The organism is Flavobacterium gyeonganense (genome assembly GCF_029625295.1).
GTDB lineage: Bacteria > Bacteroidota > Bacteroidia > Flavobacteriales > Flavobacteriaceae > Flavobacterium > Flavobacterium gyeonganense.
This window is the reverse complement of the sequence record NZ_CP121112.1, coordinates 3,702,356-3,723,908: the sequence shown is the minus strand read 5'-3', so window position 1 is coordinate 3,723,908 and position 21,553 is coordinate 3,702,356. Positions and strand designations below refer to the sequence as shown.

Sequence of the window (21,553 nt, the reverse complement as noted above, 5' to 3'; positions counted from 1 at the left end):
TTAAATATAATGAAATTTAAATTTTTATTTCTATTTTGCCTTACAATACTTAATATTCAAGCGCAAACCACTAAAAAACCTGTAGCAAAATCAAAAGCACCTGCAACAAAAACACAGGCAAAAGTAAATCCAAAGGAAAATCCCAACGAAGGTATTTTTGCTACAATTTCAACAACAAAAGGTGATATTGTTTTAACTCTGGAATATTTAAAAACGCCTGTAACTGTTGCCAATTTTATTTCTTTGGCGGAAGGTAAAAATCCTAATGTTAAAGTGGAAAAACTGAAAGGAAAACCATTTTATGACGGATTAAAATTCCACAGAGTAATCAATGATTTTATGATTCAGGGAGGTGATCCTGACGGAAACGGCTCAGGAGGTCCAGGATATTCCTTTAAAGATGAATTCGTAAATGAATTAATATTTGACAAAGGCGGTATTTTGGCGATGGCTAATTCCGGGCCGGCTACTAACGGAAGCCAGTTTTTCATTACACACAAAGAGACTCCGTGGTTAAACGGTAAACATACTATTTTTGGCCATGTAGTTTCAGGAATGGACAATGTAAACAAAATTGTTCAGGATGATATCATGACAAAAATTACCATTACACGCAAAGGTGCTGCTGCCAAAAAATTTGATGCATTAAAAGTTATTGCTGATGATGCTAAAAAGGAAGAAGCTAAAAAAGGAGAAGCGCAAAAAGTAGTTAAAGAAAAAGCGGCTTATTTTGAAGCTATGAAAGCTAAAGCCACAACAACTGCTTCTGGTTTAAAATATGTAATTACACAAAAAGGAACTGGCGTAAAAGGCGCCGAAGGATCTACGATTTATTTTCATTATGCAGGATATTTTGAAGACGGAAATCTTTTTGACAGCAGTATGCCAAATGTAGAAAAAGCATATGGAAAATATAATCCTAACAGGGATGCACAGGGAGGTTATAAATCTTTTCCTTTTACTGTAGGAAAAAAAGACGGTATGATTCCTGGATTTATTGAAGCGCTTGATATGATGACAGACGGAGACAAAGCCATCTTCTTTCTTCCCTCAAATTTAGCCTATGGAGAAAAAGGTGCCGGTGGAGTTATTCCGCCAAATGCAACTTTGATTTTCGAGATTGAAACCTCTGCTAAGCAGCAATAAAAATTTTCAACTAAACTTATAAAACAAAAACTCCATTATTTCTAATGGAGTTTTTGTTTTATATCATTTACAAATCTCAAAATCGACATTAATCTTTATCCCCTCTAATAAATTTACCTTCCTTCGTAAATTCAAGGTCAATTTTGTTGGTTAAATCTACATCAACGTCTTTGTGACCGTAATCTATATGAGTAATTTTTTCATTTGGATAATGTTTTGCCACATAATCTTTTATGTTTTTCGGAATAAATTCAGTTGGAATGGGTTTCTCTCCACCATCAACTTCACGATAAGCGCCGTCTTTCCAAAACTCTACTTCGGTACCGTCTTTCAGTTTTACCTCGTATCCTTTTTCACCATGTTCTGCATCTTTTTTGACTGTTTCTACTGGTGTATTACTGAAATACTTTTTTAAAAATTCCTGCGCTGGTTTTGGCAATTCAGTAAGTTCAATTTTCTTTTGTGCGTGAGTCGATATTACAAAACCAAGTAATAATGCGACTGTAATTATTTTCGTTTTCATAATTGTTTTAATTAAAATTTCCATACTCTCTAATTTACAATAAGCAAAAACATATTCAAACCAATTTAAGAAACCTTTAGTTATTTATAAATCGTCCGTATTTAAAATCGATAAAGGTTAATCCTTTTTTCTACGAATATTAGATCCATTTCCTGCTGGGAATTTCACCTATTTAAAATGATCGTTTTCCGGAAAAGAAATATTTAAAACATTAGAATCAACTTCAAATCTTAAATTGTGCTAATCGGATAATTTTAGTATCATTGCAATTCTATATTAATTATATAGGATAAATAAATATGATATTAAAAAGCTTCTACAAACTATTCTTTCTTTTGTTTATTGTAATCACATTTAGCAGTCAGGCACAAGAAAAGGACACTTTGACCCAGCAGTTTTTAATGAATATCGAAATAAGACCAAGAGCCGAATACACTTCAAACTATATCCTTCCTCCCAATACCACAGTCGATCCTTATTTTTATCTCACACAGCGAAACAGAATTTCCATGCAGTATGAAAGAGAAAAATGGCTCATTAAATCTGATGTTCAGGAAATCCATCTTTGGGATAAAGAGCATTCGGCATCTAAAGCTGGAAGTATTAATTTTTACCAGTTATTTTTAGAAACTAAATTAAAATCGGTAAATATCCGTTTAGGGAGACAAAGCATCTTATTAGATAATGGAAGATTGTTTTCTGATGCTCCCTGGGCTCAGCAAGGAAGGGCACACGAAGGTATTCGGGTAATGAAATATTCTGAACATTTTTCTAATGACTTTTTCTTTTTATTTACCCGAAACTACAGCTCTGAATTTGAACCGGCTTATTCCCCTGTAGCTGCAAACCGATATAAATACATGCTGGTAAATAGTTTCAGTTATAATTCGAAAAGAGCATTTTCTTTTAATTCCGTAAGTACTGTGGATTTTTTAGAAAGTGCCAATTCACAACACCTCTACACCCGGGCCACAACAGGCGGACGTATTGATTTTAAAACCAAACAATGGAATTACACACTAAACAGTTATCTGCAATTCGGACGTAATCAAAAAGGACAACAACTATTTGCATATTATTTTCAGCCGGAAATTAAATTATCCCTGCAAAAATCAAATTGGCGTTTGGGGGCTGAAATGATTAGCGGAAGTAATCCACATTTAGCAACTGGCAGCTCTGGTGATTTTGATGTATTGTATGGCGTGACCTGGAAATTTAACGGAAACATGAATGTTTTTACCCGATTCCCGGCTGATGTTGGCGGCAAAGGGTTAATAAATCCTTATCTCTTTACTACGATTCCTTTACATCAAAAATTATCCATTCGTTCAGATTTTCATCTTTTTTACACCCAATACCATCTGAAAAACAATCTTGGTCAGGACATGAAAAAATTCCTTGGATTTGAAAATGACATTTCATTAAAATATACTCCTGTCAAAGCGTTAGAAATCAATTGTGCTTTTTCTTTTTATCAGGCAACAGATTCTATGAAATACCTTCCAAAAATACAAAACGAAAACAAGATGGCTTTTTGGAGCTATTTGATGGTTTCTTATTCTTTTAAGGCTGAGAACTGGAAATGTTATAAGAAATAGAATGGATTTTTTTAAGAACATTTAAACACCTCAGGCATACCTTTAAAAAATGGTCTTTTAAACAAAGTAAAGTCAGCCGTTTAAACAAAGTTGCAAGAAAAAATGCTATCTACTTTTATCCCAATAAAAATTTAAAAAAATGGGACAAAAAAATTACAAGGGAGCCTTGCAGCAACCAATAGGTTCGGGCTTCAACGCACAATCAACTTCAACTGAAGTAATCAAAGACATTGATCTTTCAGGCAAAATTGCCATTGTAACAGGAGGAAATACGGGCATTGGACTAGAGACAGTAAAAACACTTGCAAATGCAGGCGCTACTGTCATTGTACCCGCCAGGGATATTGAAAAAGCTGTGAAAAATCTGAAAGGAATTGCGAATGTAGAAATTGAGAAAATGGATTTAGTGAATCCAAATTCTATTGACAAATTTACCTCAAAATTTTTAGCTTCAGGCAGACCACTACATTTACTCATCAACAACGCAGGAATTATGTGGGTTCCGTTGAGAAGAGATTACCGCGGAATTGAATCACAACTCGCTATAAATTATTTGGCGCAATTTCAACTTACTGCAAATCTATTCCCGGCATTAAAGAGAGCTAATGGTGCAAGAGTCGTAAACGTTTCATCGCAAGGACATCAGTTTGCTCCTTTTGATTTTGATGATCCTAATTTTAAACACCGCGAATATGAAACCCTGCAAAGCTACGGGCAATCAAAAACAGCTGTAAATTTGTTTTCGGTTGAATTAGACAATCGCGCAAAAAAGTTTGGTATAAGAGCATACTCATTACACCCTGGTTCTATTAAAGGCACTGAACTGGCCAGGGAAGCACCATTAGAATTATTTGTAAAAATGGGCTTCTGTGATGAAAGAGGTAATATATTGCCAGAAGTTGCCGCTTCACTCAAAACAATTTCACAAGGTGCTTCTACCACAATTTGGTGTGCTACAAGTCCTCAATTAAAAAATATTGGAGGTGTATTTTGTGAAGATACTGATATTGCCGGATTATCTTTGGAACAGGAAGTTTCAGCAGGCGTTAAAACGTATTCACTGGACGAAAAAAACGCAAAAAAATTGTGGGAATTAAGCGAAAAACTGACCGGTATCAGATTCAATATAAATTGATAGTTGTAAATTTGTAACTACATAAGCAAATGGAATTTAAACTAAAATACATTACAGACGATATTAAACTTTCTTCTTACGAAGATAAGTTGTTTAAAACCGAGGTTGTGTTTGACCACCATATGCTTGTGTGGTTCATTTCTGGCGAGACAAAAATTATTCAGGCAGATAAAAACTACTTATTCAAATCAGGTGACATTTTTCTGATACCAAGAAATCAATTAGCGGCAATCATCAATTATCCAAAAGACGGTCAGCCCCATAAGTCAGTAGTTATGCATCTTTCTACCGACAGATTACGCGAATTTTATGCCAGCCTTAATGTGAAAACAAAAATTTCGGCGACTCAAAAAATCCGAAGTTTTGATAAGCATCCTTTGTTAGAAAGCTGCCTTGCCTCGTTGATGCCTTATTTTGATGTACAGGAAAAATTTCCTGAAAATATTGCCTCTTTAAAAATTACGGAAGCAATTTCAATTCTTCGTACCATAGATAAAGAAATAGACAACATTTTAGCCAATTTTGAAGAACCGTATAAAATTGATCTGGCAGGTTTTATGGAAAAAAATTTTATGTTCAATATGCCATTAGAAAAGTTTAGTTACTTGTCAGGACGGAGTCTGACTACTTTTAAACGCGATTTTTCTAAAATATATAACACTACTCCACAACGCTGGCTCACACAAAAACGTTTGGAACTTGCCCATTATCAATTAACGCAAAAAAACAAAAAGCCTGTTGAGGTCTATCTGGAAACAGGTTTTGAAAACTTATCGCATTTTTCATTTGCTTTCAAAAAACAATTCGGAATATCCCCCACACAATTAACAATAACTAAATAATTCTCTAAGTAATACGTACTTAAAATTATAATCTGCAAATCAAAAAAAGCTGCCTCAAATATTTCTAAAACAACTGAAAATAAAAAATTCTTTATTGGAGACGTAAATAATGATAAAATAAACGATACGGCTTTTAAGAGGTTACTACTATGGAAAAGTATTTTGATTTTTAGTTTTCTTTTATTTTCAAAAACTAATAATTTTATTCATTCAATTTAACGAGAGTACAGATTTGCTATTCAATAAAATGTAATTAACTTTAATTATTCTTAAGCATTTTAAAAGCATATTCTTTATAACTGGCTCCAATTGGAATTTCGATTGAACCTATTTCAACATCATAAGCTGTAAAGGCGGTAATATTTTTTAAATTGATTATAAAGGAGCGATGTATGCGCAGGAAATTTTTATCCTGTAGTTCGATTTCGATATCGCTAATTTTATATTTGGCATTGAGTTTAATTCCATCTTTTTGATGCACAATAATGTAATCTTTTACGCTTTCGATATACAAAATAGAATCGACATTGATTTTATTAAACTTGGATCCATTTTTTATGTAAATAAAATCTTCCTGCGATGGTGTAATGATTTTGGTATTATTTACAGGTCCGCTGATTCGTAAATAGCGATCTGTAGCCTTAAAAAAGCGGTCAAAAGTGATTGGTTTTAAAAGATAATCGACAATGTCAAGCTCATAACTTTCTAATGCATATTCGCGGTAAGCGGTAGTAAAAATAACCGAAGGCGGATTTCGTAAGGTCTTTAAAAAATCGATTCCGGTGATTTGAGGCATCTTGATATCCAAAAACATAAGGTCAACGGCAGTAGTTCTCAAAACCTCAGCCGCTTTTAGCGCATTCGGACATGTACCAACAACTTCTAAATAATCTAACTTACTTATATGGTTTTGCAGTAAACTGATTGCCAGCGGTTCGTCGTCGACTAATAAACACTTTATTTTCATCTCTAAGTTAAATTATATTGGGATGTAAGATTTATTTTTAATACTGCAGTAAAATCGGCATCTGTTTTGGTGACATTAAAAGTATAATTTTCTGTATAAATTTTATCAAGCTGCTGGATAATATTATTCAGTCCAATTTTACCGCTTTCGGCTTCATGTTCTGTTTTGCATATTGTATTTCGAATCTTAAATTCAAAGTTATTGTTTACTAGTTTTAAGTCGATTTCAATTTTTGGTGCACTTCCTATATCTTCTCCAGCTCCATGTTTAAAGGCATTTTCTACCAAAGAAAGTAAAATTAAAGGTGCGATCATTCCATTTTGATCCATTTCATGGTTGAAAACCACACTCAAACGATCGTCATAACGCAGTTTTTCCAGCGAAATATAATTTTCTAACAATGTTATTTCTTGCGTAAGAGGCACATATGTACTGCTGCAACGGTACAAAATACAATCTAGTATTTCGGATAAAACCGCAATGGACTGCGATGTTATAGGAGAATTTACAACAGAAAGCGAATAAATATTATTGAGTGTATTGAACAAAAAGTGCGGATTTAATTGCGCTTTCAGAATTTTTAATTCCGTTTCAGCTTTTTGTTTTTCTAATAATAAAGATCTTTTTTGAATGATGTATTGATCTTTAATCAACTTTATAAAAATGAAAAATATTGATAAAGAAAGTATATGCAGCGAATAGGCGATAAACAAAGTTGGCAAATCTGTGAGAATCTCTTGTATAGATTCCTGAGGAAAAGGAGGTGTGCGAGTAATAGGTTCAACGCCATAAACCATTGTTATTCTAGCAACGGCAGAAATGATGTAGGCTCCTAAAAAAAGTTCTGCCCAAACCCAATTGTATTTTTGCGGCGTCATTAAACGAGGCAGAATTCTATAGGATAAAAAATACGCTCCTATCATTGAAAAGATTTCGTAATATACGGTGTACAATACATCAATCCATAGTCCTTCTGGGTCTGAGGAAGTATTTTTACTAAAAAACATAATAAAAATAAACACCCAAAAAATAACGTGAGTAGTTATTCTGTGGGCTGTAGCGAAGTTTATAATTTTCTCGAATGGTGTCATGCAGTCAAAATTACGATTTATTTGCAAAGAGAAATTGTTTGTCGATGAACAAGCGGAAAAAAGATACAAACAAATAAAAATTGCATATCAACACAACTTAAACCCATTTTTTGATTATTTATCGCTCATAATTGCCCGTATATCATGCGTGAGAATTTTGATTGGATTTATTAAAGAGTTTTGCTTCAAATTCTAAAATCAATCAAAATGAAACCATTCAAATTACTAATTGCATTATTATTCGGATTCGCTGCTTTTGCACAATCGCCAGAATTTACAATCAAAGGAAAAGTTGTAGATGCTAAAACAAAACAGCCTTTGCCATACGTAACAATTACTTTGCTGTCATCATCTCAAAAAGTAAAAGAAACTGCTTCTGATGAAAATGGAAATTACATCTTAAAAAGTGTATCTGGAAATTACCAATTAAAGGTAGAATTTATGTCTTTTAAGACTTTTATTTCTGAAAGTTTTAAAATGAATCAGGATTTGGTTCAAAATATTTCTCTGGAAGAAGAAGTTCATCAATTAGAAGAAGTAAATGTTGTTGCCGAAAAATCGGCTGTAGAACTTAAACTGGATAAAAAAGTATTCAATGTCGGTAAAGACATTTTGTCCCGGGGAGGATCTGCAAATGACATTTTAAACAATGTTCCTTCTGTAAATGTAGATATAACGGGCGTTGTAAGCCTTCGTGGAAATAACAGCGTTACGGTTTTAATTGATGGAAAACCTTCGATGCTGGCTGCAAATAATGGTTTATCGCAGATTTCCGCAGCCAATATTGAAAAAGTAGAAGTAATCACCAATCCGTCTGCGGCTTATGAAGCGCAGGGTGGTGGCGGTATCATTAATATTATCTTGAAAAAGAATAGTTTAAAAGGTTTTAATGGTTCGCTTCAGGCTGGAATTGGAAATCCTGAAAATTATAATACGAATGCTAATGTGAGTTACAAGACAGAAAAAATAAATCTTTTTTCGAATCTGGGTTATCGCGAGCTGAATGTTTATGGCTACGACAAGCAATTTCAAAGAAACAGCAGCAATGGCGTTACCTCTATTTTGAATCAGTACAATGATGATAAAGGAAATTATAGTACGGTAAGTCTTTATTTTGGAGGAGATTATTACATCAATGATAAAAATATTTTGACAGGAAGTTACTATCGTTCTAAAAATACCAATAGAGAAAATACCCAATACAATTATAACTATTCTGATGTGAACAATGCAGCGGATAGTATTATTTCGAGATCTCAAAAATATGTAGAGCCACAGATTTATAATGTTTTTGAGTTGAATTATGCTAAGACATTTGACAAAAAAGACAAAAAATGGAATTCAAGTCTGCAATATGTTTTTTGGAATGATAATGAAAATCAATACATCGACCAGCAAAGAACATTTCCTGATCAATCGCCAGTTTCTAATTTGTATACCAATGATATTGAAAGCAGTAACGATATTTTTATAAAATCAGATTTTGTGAATCCGATTAATGAAAATTCTAAAATCGAAATGGGAATCAGAGGTGATTTGAGAGCTATTAGAAGTGATTATTACACGATTCTAGATGATATGCTGCAGGAACAATTTACCAATAAACTGAAATACGACGAAAACTTATACAGCGCTTATTTTCAATTTGGAAGCAAAATAAAAAGATTTAATTATTTATTAGGCTTGCGTTCTGAATTATCAGACATTAAAATTTCTGATCGAAAAAATACTTTCAATAATGCCAAAAATTACATCAATTTATTTCCGACAGTACATTTGGTTTACAACTTAACAGCAAAAACAGATTTGCAATTGAGCTACAGCAAAAGAATAAACCGACCTAGATTTTGGCAGCTGAATCCGTTTTCCGGACTTTCAGATTTAAGAAATTTAACGGTTGGAAATCCAGATCTAAACCCAATGTTTACTGATTCATTTGAGTTTACCGTTTTGGCAAAACCGGGAAAATTCAGCATTAATCCGTCAGTTTATTACAAGCACACGACTAATTTTTTTGAATACATAGTAGAACGCACCAATGAAAATTATTTTATAAATACTCCTGTAAATCTTGGAACAGAGAATCGTTATGGCGCAGAGGTTTTGGCAACCTATAATCCGACAAACTGGCTGCGTTTATCTTTAGATTTTAACTATTATAAATTTAAACAGGAAGGAAGTTATAAGAATGTAAATTACAATGCCGAAGACCAAACGTGGTTATCCAATTTCCGTTCGGTATTGAAGTTTCCTAAAATTATTTCGGCCGATTTTAGTTTCAGATACCGAGGGAAAAATCAAGGCGTTCAAACCCTTACAGAAGCACAATATTTAGCAAATGTTGGTGTAAGTAAAGATTTTCTTGAAGATAAAATGTCTGTGACTGTAAATGTCAATAATCTTTTTGATTCTCAAATAAGAAAAAGAGAAACCACAACTCCGTCTTATTATTTACAATCTGAAAGTAAATCCCAAGGACGTTATGTAAATCTAACAGTTATCTATCGTTTTAACCGCACAAAATCTGATAAAGATCGTTTGCCTGAAAACATGTAATTCTACAAAAATCAATCAATTAAAAACATAAATACATCAAAATAAATCATGAAAATACTTTATTCTAAATCTCTGGCAATCTCATTATTATGCTTGATAAGTTTTATTGCAAATTCTCAAAATCAGCAAAAAGCAGATAGCATTGATCTTTTTTTAAAAGAGAAAATGGAAAAACTTCATATACCGGGACTTCAGCTTGCGATAGTTCGAAACGGTAAAATAATTAAGCAGAATAGTTACGGAATGGCGAATATTGAAAACTCAGTTAACGTAAACAATCAAAGTAGGTTTGCTGTTAATTCCTGTACCAAAGCTTTTGTTGGTGTTGCGGTTATGCAGCTTCAGGAAGAAGGGAAACTCAATATTAACGATCCAATTTCTAAATATCTGGATGATTTACCTGATGCATGGAAAGATTTGAAAATCAAACAATTGTTTGCTAACATTTCCGGACTTCCAAATAGTATTGATGCAACTGAAAATTTTCTGGGCGATACTGAAGATTCTACCTGGGAAAAAGTAAAAACCCTGCCGATGGAATTTAATACCGGAGATCGCTTTCGTTACAACCAAACGGGTTATATTATTATTGGTAAAATCATCAATAAAGTGAGCGGAATTCATTTTACTAAATTCATCGAAAATCGCCAATTTAAGACGGCTGGAATGGAACAAACCCGTTTTGGAGATTCTAATGATGTGATTACAAATGCGGCAGGAGCTTATACCACGCAGGCTGTTGTTAACGGAAAATGGGTGACAACCAATGAAATAAAAAACAATTTTTTTAAATTTCCGGAGTATTTCAGAACCTGCGCCGGAATCGTTTCTACCGCTGGCGAAATTGCAAAATGGATTATTGCATTGCAAAATGGTGATTTATTAAAAGAAAAATCAAGTCTGGATTTACTTTGGCAGCCAGCCGTTCTAAATAACGGACGCACACGCGGATTCAATAAATTGGTAAACGGATATGCAATTGGCTGGCCAACGGTTTCAAGAGCAGAACATCCGGCTGTTGCACCAATTGGAGGAATGAGATCTGCGTTTTTTGTTTATCCTGAAGATGCTCTTTCTATTATTGTGCTGACCAATTTTCAAGGTGCAAATCCAGAGTTTTTTATAGACGAAATCGCTGGTTTTTATATTCCGGAAATGAAAGAATCAAATGGTTTTGGATGGTCCCTTTCACTTCGAAAATTAAGACAAGAACTCATTAAACAAAACTATAACAACGCATTAAAACTTGCCGAAAATCTCAAAAAGAATGATTCTCTTTTTACTTTAAATGAAAATGAACTAAATGATTACGGTTACAAATTATTAGCAAAAAATAAACAAACAGAAGCGCTAAAGATTTTCAAACTTAATGTTGACCTTTACTCACAAAGCGCAAATGCTTATGATAGTTATGCTGAAACACTGGCCGCTTTAGGAAATAATAAAGAAGCAATCAAAAATTATAAAAAAGCATTTCAATTAAATCCGAAGAATCTTAATGCTCAGGAGCAGATAAAGAAATTAGAAAATCTGTAAAAAATGAAAAACCAAAAACCTCCAAAGTCATCTGATTTTTGGAGGTTTATAATTTTGTTACTAATTAATTCAAGTTGCTAGTTAATTGATTTGTTTAATTGTAGCCCGAATAAAACTTAATCAAAAAAATAGCCCGATACAACATCGGGCTCATTATTTTCAAACTTAATGATAAATTTGTCTCAACTTTTGGGTGCAGTCTAGAGACAGCTTTTTTATTATCGGATCAGTTTCACATAGGCGCTATAGGCGTCGTCTTTAATAGAAGTCCGCAGGTAAACTTCGTTTTCGTCTTTTGTTTTAAATTCAAACTGAATTAAAGCAGCATCAGAAAAATAAAACAAGGATTCATCATCGCTGGCAAATTCAAAATTTGAAATGGGTCTGGTGGTTAGTTTTACTTCGAATGCTATTTCGCCGTTCGTCAAGTCTATTTGAAAAAGTTTTCCTTTTCGGGTATATCCCCAAATGTTATCACTTTCTTCAATCATGTACGCAATAGTATCGGCTTTAAAATCCGTTTTCCATAACTGAGTTCCTGTTTTAGCATCCACAGCATATATAGAAGAAACTTCCTCCCCTTGTGCCGCAAAATAGACTTTTTTGTCTTTACCCACTATATGTTGCCTTACATTATTTTGATTTTCATCGAATTTAAATTCCCATAAAATATCTAATTTATCTGGCGTTAAAGCATAAACTGCATTTTTTTCATTGGCTATAAATATAGTTTCGCCATCGGTGGCAGGTTTTCCCAAAATGGCTCCTTCAAAGCTTTTTTGACTAAGAAGTTTTCCTGTATTGGCATCAAAACTATACACATTTGATGCGCTTTGAGTAAAAACTTTGTTGTCAAAAAACAGAACCGGCATATCGTTATTGGTAGCTTCTAACTTGTTGCCCCATGCTAAACTGCCATCTTTTACATTCAGGGCATAAATGTTATTATTTGGACTTTGAGTCGTTATAAACAGTTTGCCATTATTGATGACCGGAATTTGATTTTTTAGTATAATTTGGTCTTTACTATCACCTAATCTTGACTTCCAAAAAATTTCTCCGGTTTGATTATCAATCGCAAAAATTTCTCCGTTGATAAACGGAACATATAAAACCCCATCAAGAAGTGTCACTCCGTTTGCGCACATCTCTGTAAAAGAATCTGTAGCTTTTACAGTCCAGGCAATTGTTTCAGATTCTAAATCGAATGTAAAAAGAGTGCCGTCGTAATCATAAATCAGGATTAAAGCTTCGTCTAACGGAACCTTTTTTACCGGCCTTACAGATTTATTACTAAAAGCATCTACAGCAGCTGAAATAGTATTAGCAGGATTAATAGTTTCAGTTGGCTTTGAAGTAACAGGTACTTGTCCAAATACATTTATAACAGTAAATACAAACAGAAGAATGATAAGTTTTTGTTTCATTTTTTAAATTTTGATTTTCGATTTGGGGACAATTATTTAAAAGTGGAAATCGGATATTAAATTATAATATTAGCCCGATACAGATTGATTAAAAACCAACAACAAACCAATATCTATGCCAAATATAGTAAAAAACTATTAGAGGGTTTGAGAAGTTTATAGTTATGTACTATAGAGTCGTTTATGCAGGATTTGAACAGGATTTCGTTAAGATTATACGATGCCTCTTCCTGAAAAAAATTAGATTACATTTTTTGATTAATGCTATTTTACAGTAAAGGGATGATCCTTTTATAAACAAAAACAAGTCTGTACCTCATCAGGCACAGACTTGTTTTCATATAGTCAAAATTATTGTGTTATCGCGGACCGGTGCTCCCTCCTATTTTGGTCACCATCGAGGTCAGTGTAAAACTTGACGATACCGTAGGATTGCTAAATGTTCCTCCCAGATACAGTCCGTTAAAATCCGAAGCGCTGGTCACTGTTGAAACCGTAACCAATTTATAGGTTTTACCAGAACTGAATTTACTGCCGGACAAGAGCAATGTAGTAAAACTCACAGGCGATTTAAACGTCATTACCTCTGCATTATCACTATCTAATATACTAAATATCGTTCCCGCATTTCCACTCCCCAAAATGGCAGAAGCCTGAGTAGATACGCTGGCAGTTGGCGAACTGGTAGCTCCTCCGGTGCCAATCAGCAGTCCGCCGGTAATTTTAAACGTGTTGTTATCACAATCAAAACCTTCTTCAGGGCTTTTAGCTCCTATAGCAAAGGTTCTTCCGCCGGTTACGGTCAGTGTACCATTCGAATCAATACCATCATTTGTCGTACTGTAGGCTACAATAGTTCCACCATTAATATAAATCGCATCACCGGCATTGATGGCATCATCTACAGCCTTGACATAAATGGTCCCATCATTGATGGTCAGGGTACTTTTACTCTCTATTCCTTCACCGCCTTGGCCTGTAGTCGTAATGGTAATAGTACCGCCATTGATCACCACATAAGGATCGATCGTATCATCTGTATCGTATGAAGCCACTATTCCGTCATCAGCCACAGTAGCGGTTATGGTTCCGCCATTGATGATAATATGCCCCTCTTCGGCTTCGATACCGTCACTGGACGCAAAAATGCTCAGAGTACCACCGTCGATATAAACCGCATCATTGGTATGAATCCCATCAGAAGCCGCTTTGGTAATGTTAATCGTACCGCTTTGTACACGCACATAATCATCAGCGGCAATACCATGTTTATTGTTACCAACAATATTTAGAGTACCAGAACCTGAAAAAATAAGCTGTCCTTCACTAAAAAAAGTTCCCTTTTGATCTTCGATAGAAGTAGCATAAGTTACTCCATCCTCTAAGGCATTGGTACCGCTCAGTACAATAAAAGCACGCTTGCCTGACTGAATGTTTATTGCCGGTCCATCATTATTTTTGATCGACACGCCATTGAGTGTAAGCTTATATTTTTTGTCGCTATAAATTTTGAGCATCCCATCTGTGGTGGTGCCGGTTACTTCATAAGCGACTCCTGCAACAGTAGAGGTCACTGTAACATCTGCACCGGAAGTGGTAACGGTTACTCCTGTTACTGCATTTTCTACCGTCGCACTTGTACCGCTAAATGTTATTTTTACCGTAGAAGTAAATGTGGAATTAGCCAATATATCTTCCTCATTTGCCCCGGTCTCCAATGATCCTTCTGCTGTTCCCTTTACAGTCGTGGCACTAATGGTAACAGGAGTATTGGTTGTAACGTTGGTTTCATCATCATTGCTGTCGTTGTCTTTAGAACAGGAAAAGGCAATAATGCCTAAACAGAGATAGAAATATTTTTTTGTTTTCATAGTGTAGGTATAATTAAATTAGTAATGGCGTAATGTGTCTCTAAAAAAAGGTTCAAAGCGAATAAAATGAATAGCGGTTTTTTATCTCTAATAAACGGCTGCTATACCAATGATATTCCGGAAAAGTATAACTGCAATACTATATATATTCAGGAACTCCAACAATAAATTGAGGTGAACGTACAATATTTTGGGGTAAAAGAAATCATCAACTTAAATCCAGCTTCATTTGGAAAACGGCTGCGATGAGTACCTGCTTACATGTTGAAACAAATAAAGCTTTGTAACGCAACTACAGTACGGATATAATACAATTCATTAATGATTTGGTAAATCCAAAAACAGGAACTAATTTTAGTCCAATACTGCTGCAATAAAAAAACGGTACGGGCAATTGATAATCAACTTACTACAAAAATGAAACCATCTAAAATTTTACTCGAAACTGTTCTGCCAATTACAATTGCAGCCGCACTTCCAATTGGATACTTTTTCGTCTCCCAAAATTTATTCCCTGAACCAAAATTAGAGGCTTGCGAGAGTTGTCATATTAGCAGCATTGTGTACTTAATATATTTATTTGTAATTGTAGTCTTTTGTAGTTTATACCAAATAATTTTGGGCAAATGGATTATCAAAAGAAATGAAAACAGTTTTACACTAAATGTGATTAACAGTATGGCCTTTGCTATATTTTTCACTGGAATTTTAGTTGTAATAAATTTATTCGAGAAAGAAAGAAAAACCGAATGGGATTTCTTTCCCGTTATATTCTTGGTAATTTTCCTTTTTGGATTATTTTTTTCAGCATTAATCAAATTGTGCCGAAAAATATGGAGACACAGAGATGCCAATTAAAACTAATGCCGATCCCCCACGCCATGAAGATTTGCTTCGCCTCTTCGCTATCTGCTCCGGTAACAAAATCCGAAAATAGGATTTAATTTAGTCCCGGACCCGAGGCAGCAGGCAGAACTTCAGTGGTATTTTCAAAGAACAGAAAAGTGAATACATACAAATAAATCCAATATTTTGAGAGGAAAACGAAACAAAAAAAAAACGGAAAAGAGAAAATTAAAAAACAAAGAGAAAAAAATAGACCGGATACATTATGTCCTTGTAATATCAGCTTTATTTTTTTTTATTTTTAATTATATATTTTTTGAAAGCGAAACAATTGGACACGATATAAGATATAATGTTTATATTTTTTGGCTGCCGATAATCATTGGAGTATTATTTTTTGGAATTTATAGAAAAGATTTTTTAATTAGAAAATATACCGGTTTCAAAGAAACATATGCCAAAATATATGTGATTGGGTTTTATTTGTTGCAAGGAATTTTTGTTTCATATTTAAGTTTTGGACAGATTGCAGGTGTGACGTGGAATTATTTAAATAAAAAAGAAGCAGAAAAAAACAACATAGAAATAATTAGTTGCAATGTAACGGGGTTTTACACCAAAAAAAATCCAGATGTATCTTTTAAATTTAAAAACAGAACTGAAGTTTTTAGAGTTAGTCCTGAAACGAATCGGCAAAATTACAATCGTAATCCAAAAGACTATAAATTAGAAATAACAGTACAAAAAGGAATTTGGAATTACTATTTAGTGAAACATTGGGAATTAAAAAACATCCGCTGACATACCATCTCTCCCGCTCCCAAAGAGACCTTTCTCAAAAGCTGTTGCCTGCAAATACTAACACCAATTATCATCAAGGATATACACAAATTCAATGACAAATCATTTCAATAGATATTTTATAGTGTTGACATTTGTATGGTCAGTGTTCTGCTTGTACCTATTGTTTTTTACGAATTGGTTCGACACACACCAAATATGGATCCTTAATAAGTTTCACCTTTACATCATCTTTTTCGCCTGGCTCATATCATGCCTGTATTCGTTAAGAGAATGTTTTTACTTAAAGGATCATGCATTTAGTATTGAAGCAGAAGATGCTCCTGAAGAGAAAAAAAGATTATCAATCAGCTATCACGTTTTTATGAACTGCAGCTCATTGAGGAGAAAATGGATAGTAGAACTTATTTAGACATCAGGGGCGAAAAATTCTTATCTATTATAATGACTATGAATACTTTGTAAGTATGAAATTTTCATTACTTACAGAATCAAATAATAAAAAAATTCCTGCTGAAAATACAAACCAAACTAATCGAATTAATTGAAAACGAATACGATCTGCAACAACTGCTTTAAAAGATTTAGGCAATCCGCATAATAAATATAATCTATAGACAAATCCGAAAACAGAACTCAATTCAGCCCAAACCACAGGCAGCAAGACAACAGTAGTCTTACAAACAGCAAAATTCAAAAAACAAAAGTATAAAATGGAAATACGTCTATTATTTCTAAGAACTAGCGATACAAAAAAACTATCCGACTTTTACAGCCTGTTCGGGTTGACTTTTGAGTACCACCAACACGGAAATTCTCCCTTTCATTATAGTGCGACTATCGGAAAAACAGTTTTAGAAATTTATCCTTTAACAAAGAGCCAGACCGAAGCAGACAAAAACCTAAGATTAGGATTCGGTATTGACAACTTCGAGGCTACAATTCAAAAATTAACCGCCTTAGAAGTGGTGTTTGCATTACCTCCCACACAAACGGAGTTTGGGTTTATTGCTGTAATTGAAGATTTTGAGGGGAGAAAAATTGAGTTGTATAAAAATAGCTGATTGAAATGGGGGAATTCTAACCTAGCCTTTAAAATTTTAGGACAGTATCATTTTATTCTAATATTTTTTTTCTATTCCACTCCCTACCTATTTTCTCTATGTAAAGACTTCTTTTATTTAACTATAGGCAGATTAACCCCTAATTTATAAAAGCCAACATATTTATCTATTTTATACTTTTCGGCTGTTGGATTACTTAAATCATTATTTTGAATTTCTAAATCCGGATAAATAATCAAACAATTGATGTTTTGATCGTAGTTTACTTTCAATTTGTCATACACTTTTTTTAGTCGCGCATAGCCGCTGATTTGTCTAAAATCTTCTTTATCAATACCGTTTATGGTTTTGTATTGTGGTTTGTACTTGGCGTCGATTACTAATTTTAAATCGACCGTATTTAGTAAGTAATCTATTTCGTGTGCTTTATGACACTTGAACTGGAATAGTACTTCTCCTTTTTTTGGATACTGCTTTTTTAGTAATCCTAATATGTAGTATTCGAATAATTTACTCATATCAATCCAAAAGGGAGGAGTTGAAATATTCTCTTTTTCAACATTGGCTATATTATATCCAAATCTTTTCAGGATCAATTTTGCTAATCGTGTTGCTTCGGTGTATTCTTTGTAAAATGTATTCGGTTTGTTGTATTTTATGTCATTAAGGTTTATCTCTTCGGATACATTTTCAAAAGCAGGAGTTATAAAGTTAAACAGATCTGCAGTAAATGACTGTGAGCTTATGTTTTTAAATGTGGGTAAATAGCGTTTGATGAAAATCAAAGCTTTTTTAAGGAGTCTGTTTTCTAAATTATTTATACCAAATTCTTCATAGCTACAATAGGTGTAAAGCTGTTTGTTTTTTAGACTGTTTTGCTTGATTGTTTGACCTACTAGGACTTTCCCTTTTACTTTGCTGTTGAGATTTTGCTCGACTTTGTAATACGATTTTTTTAATCCCTTGCGCACTATAGTTTTTAAGAAGTTTAAGTATTGGATTACTAAAAGAGGAGTAAGTAGATCTTTGGTTTGATGGATCTCAATGAGTGGTTTGTCCCACTTGATTTTAAATAGATCATCCAACTCTTTTTGTGAATCTATATAGGGCAAGGCTGAAAACAGCATTTGTAAATAGTTTATTTCTACTATTTCTTCAGGCTCGTTCTTGTTATTTGCATTTAACTTGGGTTCGATATAGATAGCATTGATTTCATCTATCCAATCGATACCAATACAATAAGAAGTGTTCAAGTGAAAAACACCCTCTTTTTTAATAATAGAGAAACAAGACACCTCACCTCTTTGTTTTTTAAAATTAGAACCATACGGTTTCTTTTTGTCAAAAAGGTCTTGATGTTTGTCATCTAAAGCATTATTGTAATGCTCCCAATATGTTAACAGATTAGTTACCAAATCGTTTTTTTAATTCAGAGATTTTAGTTTCTGCTGCTTCCAAGAGAATTCCATCTTTCAGGTATTCTTCTAAGATTGGAATGATTTCATATTTGGCTTTCAGTGCTAATTCGGCCTCGTCGTTCACAATGAAATAACTGTGGCCCAATCTCACCTGATCGGCTTTGAAATCAGCAGCTAGGGTGTTGTTATTGTTAAATAAATTATTGATGTCGGTAAAAAGAGCTTTAGCGTTGGTATTTGCAATAACTGAATCATCCGGTAAAACATTCACAAAAGCAAAACGTCTTCGAATGGCATAATCAATATGTCCTACCGAACGATCGGCCGTATTCATTGTGCCGATAATATAAAGATTTTCAGGCAGCATTAAAGTTCTGTTTGGCTCTTCATCACCATTTGAAATATCATAAAGACTTTCCACAGAAGCTTGTTGTTGATTGTCTTTATCAAAATAATAACGGTATTCTAAGGCATAAATTAATTCACCCAAAACCGAAGAGAGATTTGCTCTATTTATTTCATCCAGAATTAGTATGTAGTTGTTTTTAGGATTATCTAAAGCTTCCTGCGCAAATTCCATCAAGATGCGATCCTCCACTTTGTAAAATACTTTATCGTCTGAATTCGTTTTAGCAGTAATACCTCTGACAAAATCTTCATAACTAAAGGAAGGATGGAATTGAATAATTTTGAATTTCCCTTTTTTAATTAAACTTTGAACATCCAGTACTAAAGGTTCTTTTAAGTTGAATTCCACAAACAGAAAATGCATGAACTCAAAGTTTGTTATATCAGTATTAAACTGGTTACGCTTTTGAAGATAAATTTCCTGAAGCTTCAAGTTTTTTTCAAGTGGATTTAAACCTGAATAATCAACTCCAAATATTTTTAAAGCATTTTCAATGCATTTTACACTATTTATTGGAAAGAAATCATTTGGATAATAGCTGTTTAATACTTTTAAGACAAATCCATCCCCAAAATATTTTAAGATATCTGTATGATTGCCTTGATTGACAGCTTTATCTAATTCAATTGCTATTTTTTTCATAGCATCGTCAAAATCTAGTGCCGATTTAACAAAACCATGCTTGCTATATTCGCCAATTTCTTTTTTCCAAAAAAGCATATAGGATCTGGCGCTACCAGGCGAATAATATCCTAATGGCTTTAATCCTCTTTCAATCCACCAACAAAAACTATCATTTTTACCTGTTCCTAGAGCATAATTTTCTTTGGAAATATTGATTAATTGCTCTTTAGGATATCTCTTTTGAAAATTCTCAAGTAATTCATATTGCGATTTTCTTTTCTCTAAGAAAATGGAGTTTTTAGTATCTGTAGATTTAAAAAAATCATCAATTTTATCAAGCCCACTGAAGGTTGCTGTGGTTTTAGTCATTTCCTCTGCCATTAATTTGGCTAGTCGAGTTTTTCCAGTACCGGGAGGACCTTGAAGGATGATTTGCTTCTTATATTTTAATAAGGCTATTTTGTCTTGCATTGCTTTTTTTCTTTCTTCAATTTAATCAATGAATTAATTTTGTCCATCACCGATTTGTCGAACGAGTTTTCATATTTCAATTCATAAATTGTTCCTGGATTATTTGATTCTTTATAAGCATTATTTGAGTTAAGTCGAATATTGTTGTCTTTAAAATCATTTTTGTCCATGTAGTAATCAACATTTCTAAAATAAACTTCGCCTTCCTCATCATAATCTCTTTGTGAAGTAATTAAACCCGCTAAAAAAAGATTTCTATTATCCTTTGCTCCTTGAGCAATAATCACACAATCACCATTACTCAACTTGTTTTTAAATTTTTCGCCATGAATCGCGTCTTTATCATATCCAACAAAAACCTTGTTTTCTGATTTTGATCTTTCAAGCCAATGTGTTGTATTACCATCATTTAATACATTTGGAGAAATAACCCAGTATCTTCTTTTCATTATATAAACTTTAATTCTTTTGCAATATCAATCACATATATATTAACCCAAGGTTGATTTGCAGCAATTAAAAAAGCTAATACCATTCTAGTGAATTCTTTATTTGGTTTAAGCATATAGACAAGATAACTACAATTGTTATCAAAATTTTGTTTAGCTAAATTATAAACATTTTCATTGACACCTATATTATCATTCATTGCATTCCAATTTAGTTCTGCTGAATTGTAAAAATTTTTAGTAATTTCAAATACTTTTGATCTTGCGTTTTTTAATTTATTAATTTTTAATCCAAATAGATTTATTGAAATTCTGGCCCTTACATGCTCAATTGAATCTATATCTGGATTAGCTTCTTTTGGTTCAACTCCATCGTAAGTAATTAATTCAACATCTTCTTTTTTACAAGGATCTATAAAAATTGGCTCTTCTAATTTCCAAGAACCATTCAATGGAGTTCCAATCCTACTTCCTGATTGAAGTGGAAAATAAGACCCTTTGAATTGATTGGGTTTACCACCAGCTAATCTGAAATTATCAAGTTCATAAGAAAGCCACCAATATCCCTCATTATTGGCAACCGTTCTTGCTTCTGTATAACTATCTTTATTTCTAATTAGTTGAACTTTTTTTTAGGTCTAAAATGTTCAATTTGAAAATCTGAAACAGTAGCATAAGCTTCACTAAACCAACATTTATTAGAACTTAGTTTTTCAAATGCTGCTTTATGTTTTGTCCAAATTTGATTGGCTGCTAAATCAAGAAAATCTTTTTTTCTT

17 protein-coding genes are annotated in these 21,553 nt (G+C 33.3%); 8 read left to right on the top strand and 9 right to left on the bottom strand.

The annotated features are described in order from the left end of the window. Nucleotides 1-9 precede the first annotated feature (9 nt). A complete protein-coding gene (locus tag P5P89_RS15970; RefSeq protein ID WP_278009221.1) occupies nt 10-1,146 on the top strand; it encodes a peptidylprolyl isomerase in 1,137 nt (378 codons plus the stop codon). Between the two features lie 88 nt (nt 1,147-1,234). Here the strand turns inward: P5P89_RS15970 and P5P89_RS15965 are convergent, their stop codons facing one another. Further along, on the bottom strand, nt 1,235-1,669 hold the full coding sequence (locus tag P5P89_RS15965) for a PepSY-like domain-containing protein (RefSeq protein WP_278009220.1): 435 nt from the start codon (nt 1,667-1,669) through the stop codon (nt 1,235-1,237). 299 nt (nt 1,670-1,968) lie between these two features. Between P5P89_RS15965 and P5P89_RS15960 the strand changes: the two genes are divergently transcribed. From P5P89_RS15960 to P5P89_RS15950, 3 genes are all read left to right on the top strand, one after another. Beyond that, nucleotides 1,969-3,267, top strand: a complete 1,299-nt coding sequence (locus P5P89_RS15960; RefSeq protein WP_278009219.1) for an alginate export family protein — start codon at nt 1,969-1,971, stop codon at nt 3,265-3,267. A 139-nt stretch (nt 3,268-3,406) separates the two neighbouring features. Then, nucleotides 3,407-4,402, top strand: coding sequence for an SDR family NAD(P)-dependent oxidoreductase (locus P5P89_RS15955; RefSeq protein ID WP_278009218.1), 996 nt, complete (start codon nt 3,407-3,409; stop codon nt 4,400-4,402). A gap of 29 nt (nt 4,403-4,431) precedes the next feature. Next, nucleotides 4,432-5,244 carry a helix-turn-helix domain-containing protein gene (locus P5P89_RS15950; protein ID WP_278009217.1) on the top strand — a complete coding sequence of 271 codons (813 nt, stop codon included), beginning with the start codon at nt 4,432-4,434 and terminating at the stop codon, nt 5,242-5,244. A 259-nt stretch (nt 5,245-5,503) separates the two neighbouring features. On the opposite strand, the gene P5P89_RS15945 is transcribed toward P5P89_RS15950, so the two are convergent. Together P5P89_RS15945 and P5P89_RS15940 are read right to left on the bottom strand one after the other, a co-directional pair. Next, on the bottom strand, nt 5,504-6,211 hold the full coding sequence (locus tag P5P89_RS15945) for a LytR/AlgR family response regulator transcription factor (RefSeq protein ID WP_278009216.1): 708 nt from the start codon (nt 6,209-6,211) through the stop codon (nt 5,504-5,506). Nucleotides 6,212-6,213: 2 nt separating this feature from the next. Next, nucleotides 6,214-7,302 (bottom strand): sensor histidine kinase, encoded by a 1,089-nt coding sequence (locus tag P5P89_RS15940; protein ID WP_278009215.1) that lies wholly within the window; start codon nt 7,300-7,302, stop codon nt 6,214-6,216. 207 nt (nt 7,303-7,509) lie between these two features. Between P5P89_RS15940 and P5P89_RS15935 the strand changes: the two genes are divergently transcribed. Beyond that, the gene (locus tag P5P89_RS15935) at nt 7,510-9,858 is read left to right on the top strand and encodes a TonB-dependent receptor (protein WP_278009214.1); all 2,349 of its coding nucleotides are present in this window, start codon (nt 7,510-7,512) and stop codon (nt 9,856-9,858) included. Nucleotides 9,859-9,906: 48 nt separating this feature from the next. Beyond that, nucleotides 9,907-11,394 carry a serine hydrolase gene (locus P5P89_RS15930; protein ID WP_278009213.1) on the top strand — a complete coding sequence of 496 codons (1,488 nt, stop codon included), beginning with the start codon at nt 9,907-9,909 and terminating at the stop codon, nt 11,392-11,394. Between the two features lie 218 nt (nt 11,395-11,612). Here P5P89_RS15930 and P5P89_RS15925 read toward each other — a convergent pair whose 3' ends face one another. Further along, complete coding sequence (locus P5P89_RS15925) at nt 11,613-12,821, bottom strand: PQQ-binding-like beta-propeller repeat protein (RefSeq protein WP_278009212.1); 1,209 nt, start codon at nt 12,819-12,821, stop codon at nt 11,613-11,615. Between the two features lie 359 nt (nt 12,822-13,180). Next, entirely contained in the window at nt 13,181-14,692 is a 1,512-nt protein-coding gene (locus P5P89_RS15920) for a carbohydrate-binding domain-containing protein (RefSeq protein ID WP_278009211.1), read from the bottom strand. Between the two features lie 1,314 nt (nt 14,693-16,006). On the opposite strand from P5P89_RS15920, the gene P5P89_RS15915 reads away from it, so the two are divergent. Both P5P89_RS15915 and P5P89_RS15910 read left to right on the top strand, forming a co-directional pair. After that, a complete protein-coding gene (locus tag P5P89_RS15915) occupies nt 16,007-16,339 on the top strand; it encodes a hypothetical protein (protein ID WP_278009210.1) in 333 nt (110 codons plus the stop codon). Between the two features lie 713 nt (nt 16,340-17,052). Then, complete coding sequence (locus P5P89_RS15910; protein ID WP_278009209.1) at nt 17,053-17,403, top strand: VOC family protein; 351 nt, start codon at nt 17,053-17,055, stop codon at nt 17,401-17,403. Between the two features lie 113 nt (nt 17,404-17,516). Here P5P89_RS15910 and P5P89_RS15905 read toward each other — a convergent pair whose 3' ends face one another. Genes P5P89_RS15905 through P5P89_RS15890 form a run of 4 tightly spaced genes read right to left on the bottom strand, consistent with a single transcriptional unit; the run spans nt 17,517 to nt 21,226 of the window. Continuing rightward, nucleotides 17,517-18,818: a 5-methylcytosine restriction system specificity protein McrC gene (locus P5P89_RS15905; RefSeq protein ID WP_278009208.1), complete on the bottom strand. Its 1,302-nt coding sequence runs from the start codon at nt 18,816-18,818 to the stop codon at nt 17,517-17,519. Next, entirely contained in the window at nt 18,808-20,325 is a 1,518-nt protein-coding gene (locus tag P5P89_RS15900; RefSeq protein WP_278009207.1) for an AAA family ATPase, read from the bottom strand. The genes P5P89_RS15905 and P5P89_RS15900 overlap by 11 nt, the downstream gene beginning before the upstream one ends. Further along, entirely contained in the window at nt 20,310-20,774 is a 465-nt protein-coding gene (locus tag P5P89_RS15895) for a hypothetical protein (protein WP_278009206.1), read from the bottom strand. The genes P5P89_RS15900 and P5P89_RS15895 overlap by 16 nt, the downstream gene beginning before the upstream one ends. Beyond that, nucleotides 20,774-21,226 (bottom strand): hypothetical protein, encoded by a 453-nt coding sequence (locus tag P5P89_RS15890; RefSeq protein WP_278009205.1) that lies wholly within the window; start codon nt 21,224-21,226, stop codon nt 20,774-20,776. Before P5P89_RS15890 ends, P5P89_RS15895 begins: the two co-directional genes overlap by 1 nt. Nucleotides 21,227-21,553: the final 327 nt, after the last annotated feature.

Excerpts from the sequence above, each read along its gene's own strand:
- P5P89_RS15960 (WP_278009219.1), top strand. The coding sequence starts at position 1,969 with ATGATATTAAAAAGCTTCTACAAACTATTCTTTCTTTTGTTTATTGTA.
- P5P89_RS15895 (WP_278009206.1), bottom strand. The coding sequence starts at position 20,774 with ATGAAAAGAAGATACTGGGTTATTTCTCCAAATGTATTAAATGATGGT.
- P5P89_RS15965 (WP_278009220.1), bottom strand. The coding sequence starts at position 1,669 with ATGAAAACGAAAATAATTACAGTCGCATTATTACTTGGTTTTGTAATA.
- P5P89_RS15945 (WP_278009216.1), bottom strand. The coding sequence starts at position 6,211 with ATGAAAATAAAGTGTTTATTAGTCGACGACGAACCGCTGGCAATCAGT.
- P5P89_RS15970 (WP_278009221.1), top strand. The coding sequence starts at position 10 with ATGAAATTTAAATTTTTATTTCTATTTTGCCTTACAATACTTAATATT.
- P5P89_RS15940 (WP_278009215.1), bottom strand. The coding sequence starts at position 7,302 with ATGACACCATTCGAGAAAATTATAAACTTCGCTACAGCCCACAGAATA.
- P5P89_RS15950 (WP_278009217.1), top strand. The coding sequence starts at position 4,432 with ATGGAATTTAAACTAAAATACATTACAGACGATATTAAACTTTCTTCT.
- P5P89_RS15935 (WP_278009214.1), top strand. The coding sequence starts at position 7,510 with ATGAAACCATTCAAATTACTAATTGCATTATTATTCGGATTCGCTGCT.
- P5P89_RS15930 (WP_278009213.1), top strand. The coding sequence starts at position 9,907 with ATGAAAATACTTTATTCTAAATCTCTGGCAATCTCATTATTATGCTTG.
- P5P89_RS15925 (WP_278009212.1), bottom strand. The coding sequence starts at position 12,821 with ATGAAACAAAAACTTATCATTCTTCTGTTTGTATTTACTGTTATAAAT.
- P5P89_RS15900 (WP_278009207.1), bottom strand. The coding sequence starts at position 20,325 with ATGCAAGACAAAATAGCCTTATTAAAATATAAGAAGCAAATCATCCTT.
- P5P89_RS15910 (WP_278009209.1), top strand. The coding sequence starts at position 17,053 with ATGGAAATACGTCTATTATTTCTAAGAACTAGCGATACAAAAAAACTA.
- P5P89_RS15955 (WP_278009218.1), top strand. The coding sequence starts at position 3,407 with ATGGGACAAAAAAATTACAAGGGAGCCTTGCAGCAACCAATAGGTTCG.
- P5P89_RS15920 (WP_278009211.1), bottom strand. The coding sequence starts at position 14,692 with ATGAAAACAAAAAAATATTTCTATCTCTGTTTAGGCATTATTGCCTTT.